The organism is Butyrivibrio sp., from assembly GCF_024699075.1.
The window spans coordinates 1-4,749 of the sequence record NZ_JAILQF010000441.1 but is presented as its reverse complement, the minus strand read 5'-3'; the positions used below and the strand labels follow the sequence as shown (position 1 = coordinate 4,749).

The following is a 4,749-nucleotide window of genomic DNA, read 5'->3' as shown; positions in this document are numbered from 1 at the left end:
CTGCTTCATTGTGCCATCCTTGTCCTGATATGTAAGCTCAAAGTTGTGAGGAAGCTGGAAGTCAAGCTGCATTGTACCACACTGCCACTCACGTCCAAGAGCATCCTTGATCTGAAGGTCGATCTTAGGACCATAGAAAGCACCATCACCTTCATTGATCTCATATCCGCCTTCGCCATACTTCTCGTCAAGAATCTCTTTAAGAGAAGCTTCTGCCTTGTTCCAAACCTCGATATCACCCATGAAGTCATCAGGTCTTGTAGAGAACTCTGCACGGTATGTGATGCCAAATGTTCCATATATCTCATCAGCTATATTCATAACATCATTGATCTCAGACTTGATCTGGTCTTCTGTTACGAATGTATGGTCATCATCCTGACGGAATTCCTGTACTCTGAAGAGTCCGTTCATCTGTCCTGACTTCTCCTTACGGTGAAGTACATCATACTCACTATAACGGATAGGAAGCTCTTTATAAGAGTGGTTAGTTCTCTTATAAGCCATCATAGCGTTAGGGCAGTTCATAGGCTTAGCTGCCATTGTATCCTCTGCTTCAAGTGAGAAGTGTGCTGCTGTCTCATCACTTGAGATTGTATCTTCTGCCTTAGTTCCATCTGTAATACCAGGAACCATGAACATGTTGTTAACATAGTGAGCCCAGTGTCCTGAAATGATCCAAAGCTTCTTGTTGTTGATAAGAGGAGCAGAGATTTCTGTATATCCATGTCTGTCCTGGATCTCTCTTGAGAACTTCAAAAGTTCCTGATACATTCTCCATCCTCTTGGAAGCCAGTAAGCCATACCTGGTGCTGTCTCATTGAACATGAACAGGTCAAGATCCTTACCGATCTTCTTGTGATCACGCTCCATAGCTTCCTTGATCATTGCAAGGTGAGCCTTGAGCTGATTCTTATCAGGGAATGCATAGATATAAACTCTCTGCATGTGATCGCGCTTCTCATCGCCTCTCCAGTATGCTGCTGATACAGACTTAACCTGATATGAGCAGTTCATAAGTTCCTGAGAGTTGGATACATGAGGTCCGCGGCAAAGATCTACATAATCTTCACCTGTATAGTAAACTGTGATCTTCTCATCTTCAGGAAGGTCATTGATAAGCTCTGTCTTGAACTTCTGATCCTTGAAGATCTCGCGTGCTTCGTCTTTGGATACTTCTTTTCTTGTCCAGTCTTCTCTTCTCTTAATGATCTCACGCATCTTGTCTTCAATTGCTTTGAAATCATCAGGGCTTATAGACTTGTTAAGAACAAAATCATAATAAGCACCATCATCAAGCTGAGGTCCGATACCATACTGAACGTTCTCTTTGCCATAAATCTCGATTACTGCTTTTGCAAGAATGTGTGCCAGTGAATGACGATAAACTTGCAGGAATTCTTCTTTCTCCATTTTAATCTCCTTTTCTGCACTTTTGTGCCATTGTGCAAACAGGCATAAAAAAGCCCTTTGCACTACAGTTATGTAATGCAAAGGGCGTATTTAACGCGGTTCCACCTTGCTTTATCCTTAAAAAGGATATCTCATTGGATTATAACGGAATCACCGTGCCGGATTGGGGCCTCTCAGAGTTAGTTTTCAGTCAGCTTCCTTCCGGACACTCACAGCACGGGATACCCCGGTGTCCTTCTCTGAGAAATTCCACTGCCTACTCTTCTCTTCAACGATTTATAAAATATAGATTCAGTAAACAAATCCATATTTTGGATTTCTATGATTATATGCCCTTAAAATAATTTTGTAAAGGACAAATATAAGCATCTCAGGCTTTATTTCTTCCGTGACACTTCTTGTATTTCTTGCCACTTCCGCATGGACATGGATCGTTAGGATAGATCTTCTGAGCGTTGTGAACTGTACGAGAGTTCTTCTGCTCTTTGTAAAGCTCTTTTCTCTTATCTTCATCGAAGATATCGTTCCATTCAGGAAGCCCATAGAGCCAGTCAGCCTCTGCTGCAACCATGTTCTTGTAAAGCTTCTCTTTATCAAATCCAAGGCTTACAACAGTATCCTCTTCCATGTTCTCGATATCGTTAGCAACCTTAAGGCTTTCATCGATACCATCAAGGAAGCCTGTCATTGTCATAATATCAACGTTGTATTTATCAGCAAGTTCCTTTACTGTTCCCTTAACCTCTTCATCAGGATTCTTAAGAAGCTGTGCGTAGATATCTTTCTCTTTACCAAAGTACTCTGTCCATAATCTCTGGAGATCACCCTTATTGGCTGTCTCTGAATAAGCCATGTCTCTCCACTTTTTAAGTAATGCCATATATGTAACCTGCTTTCTTATATAATCTTTGCCTCAGAGATATCATCCCTATTTTAGGCTTTCATAATCATACTCTATTCGCATCAAAATTTCAACTTATCAGTAAAAACTTCACCTGCCATGCCAATCAAAGCAATATATTAACATTTTGCCTAAAAATCTTTTATAATTTTTATGGCAATGTTACATAATTATTAACGGTTTGTTGCCATAATAGTCGTCGTGTGCTAGAATACGTACTTGAGGTCCGTAGGGTGGAGGTTAATGAGTGATGGGTAAAGAACTACAGCCGCGTAAGCACCGCCATAAAAGACACTATACATTTATGATCATTTCTGGTGATTCTGACAGAAAGAACAAGCAGATTCACCTAGGGCATGTGGCAACACAGGTGCTGGCATTTTCTCTTTTTGCAATACTAGTTGCAATCGTTTGTTATATCGCATATATTACGCTACGTTATAAAAATTTACAGTCATCGAATTCTGCCCTGCAGGCAAGTATGCAGGCTGTTATTGACGAGCAGTCATTACAGATAGATGACCTTTCATCAAAATATTCCAGCCTTCAGTCCGAAAATACGGAACTTCAGGCTAACTACGAGCAGGTAAGTAAGGCTCTGAATATTATGGTTGATGATGAGGAAGCCAAGGAAGCTGCAGATATTGAAGCCGCTCTTCCAAAAGGATTCCCTCTTTCAAGCCAGGCTTCCTATGAGGCCCGTCTTGATGATCCATCTTCTGATTCCAAGGATAACGCTAAGGAAGGCGATTATATCCTCGTATTCAGTGCAAGTGCAGGCTCACATGTCGTAGCTTCAGGTTCAGGAACAGTTCTCACTATCACATCAGATTCCAAATACGGTAAATGTATTACCATTGATCATGGCAATGGATATAAAAGTATCTATCGCCTCTCAGGTACCGTACTTGTCGAAGAAGGCGATACAATAAGCAGGGGCACAGCTCTATTCCTTGTAGGAGACAAAGGGGCAGTTCTTGGCTATCAGATACAGTACAACGATGAATTTGTTAATCCGGAAGATCTTCTTGAGATCAACGGCTAAATCTATATCAAGATCATGTGAAGGGAGAACTTAAAATGTTCAATAGTAACAAAACAAAAACACCCCCTATCAGCACCTATGAAGATGAGGCTCAGAAAGTTGTAACTCTTATTGGTACTGGTGCAACCTGTGAAGGAGCTTTTAGTGCACGTGACACTACACGTATTGACGGAACAATAAATGGTCCTGTTCATATCGAGGGAAGTCTTATCGTGGGACAAAGCGGCAAGATCAATGGTGACGTTACAGCTCAGAATGTATTTCTTGCAGGAGAGATAAATGGTAATGTTGATTGTAACTCAGGCAAGCTTGAAGTCAGTGATAGTGGAAAGCTTATTGGCGATATTACAACCAAGAGCATCGTAATAGATGAAAACGCCTTATTCCAGGGCAAGTGTACTATGACTACAGATATCAATTCTGCTACAACAGCTAAGGAAAGAGCTGCTGCATCTGTTGAATCCGACAAGAAGTAATAATGTAAATCAAATAAAGATAAAGCGCATAAAAAGAAAACCGGCTGGTCAAGGTCATCTTAACTTAATGACTTTGACCAGCCGGTTTTTTTCAATAAATGAATTTACTGAAGTCTTTCAAATACCATTTCGTAACCGTCATCACCATAGTTAAGTGATCTGTTTACACGGCTTATGGTTGCTGTAGAAGCGCCTGTCTTTTCAGCGATCTCAAGATAAGTCTTCTTATCACGAAGCATTGATGCTACTTCAAATCTCTGTGAAAGAGATAAAAGTTCATTAACAGTGCAAAGATCTTCGAAAAAGCTGTAACATTCTTCCTTATTCTGCAGGCATAAAATAGCCTCAAATAAATGGTCTACAGAATCAGTATGTATTTTCTTATTCATATTCTGGTAATCCTCCAATTTGATCTGCTTTACATAATATATGCTTTATTCCTTGAACATTTTAACATAGTAAAGTTATGAAGTAAAGTGCAGGTCTATTCTTTAATTAGTATACATATTTGTTATAATTTTCTAAAAAGATACAAAAAATCATCTTTACTTTTGTTTATATTTGTGATAACCTAGATTTGTTGTTTGAGTAAGTATGTTGGCTATAGACTTTATACAAACATCAGACAGCGTAGTGATTACTTTTTTTATTATCCAGTGGAGGTATTACAATGAACAAAGGTACAGTTAAGTGGTTCAACAATCAGAAAGGTTATGGTTTCATCTCTGATGAAGCTGGTAACGATGTATTCGTACATTATTCAGGACTCAACATGGAAGGCTTCAAGTCTCTCGACGAAGGCGCTTCTGTAGAGTATGATGTAATCCAGGGCGAAAAAGGACCTCAGGCAGTAAACGTAAACAAGCTTTGATATTAAAATAATATCGAAGACATCCCATCTATAGTACGGATGT

At 39.7% G+C, this 4,749-nt stretch carries 6 protein-coding genes; 3 read left to right on the top strand and 3 right to left on the bottom strand.

What is annotated here, in order from left to right:
• The coding region (gene thrS / locus K6G87_RS17365; protein ID WP_296840083.1) for a threonine--tRNA ligase at positions 1-1,413 on the bottom strand (1,413 nt) is incomplete at its 3' end.
• 370 nt (positions 1,414-1,783) lie between these two features.
• Positions 1,784-2,293: an SEC-C metal-binding domain-containing protein gene (locus K6G87_RS17360; RefSeq protein ID WP_296840080.1), complete on the bottom strand. Its 510-nt coding sequence runs from the start codon at positions 2,291-2,293 to the stop codon at positions 1,784-1,786.
• Positions 2,294-2,564: 271 nt separating this feature from the next.
• Between K6G87_RS17360 and K6G87_RS17355 the strand changes: the two genes are divergently transcribed.
• Both K6G87_RS17355 and K6G87_RS17350 read left to right on the top strand, forming a co-directional pair.
• Positions 2,565-3,359, top strand: coding sequence for a murein hydrolase activator EnvC family protein (locus K6G87_RS17355; protein ID WP_296840077.1), 795 nt, complete (start codon positions 2,565-2,567; stop codon positions 3,357-3,359).
• Positions 3,360-3,394: 35 nt separating this feature from the next.
• A complete protein-coding gene (locus tag K6G87_RS17350) occupies positions 3,395-3,835 on the top strand; it encodes a bactofilin family protein (RefSeq protein WP_296840074.1) in 441 nt (146 codons plus the stop codon).
• 104 nt (positions 3,836-3,939) lie between these two features.
• Here the strand turns inward: K6G87_RS17350 and K6G87_RS17345 are convergent, their stop codons facing one another.
• Positions 3,940-4,224, bottom strand: a complete 285-nt coding sequence (locus K6G87_RS17345; protein WP_022755462.1) for a YerC/YecD family TrpR-related protein — start codon at positions 4,222-4,224, stop codon at positions 3,940-3,942.
• A gap of 281 nt (positions 4,225-4,505) precedes the next feature.
• On the opposite strand from K6G87_RS17345, the gene K6G87_RS17340 reads away from it, so the two are divergent.
• A complete protein-coding gene (locus tag K6G87_RS17340) occupies positions 4,506-4,706 on the top strand; it encodes a cold-shock protein (RefSeq protein WP_022755461.1) in 201 nt (66 codons plus the stop codon).
• Positions 4,707-4,749 lie beyond the last annotated feature (43 nt).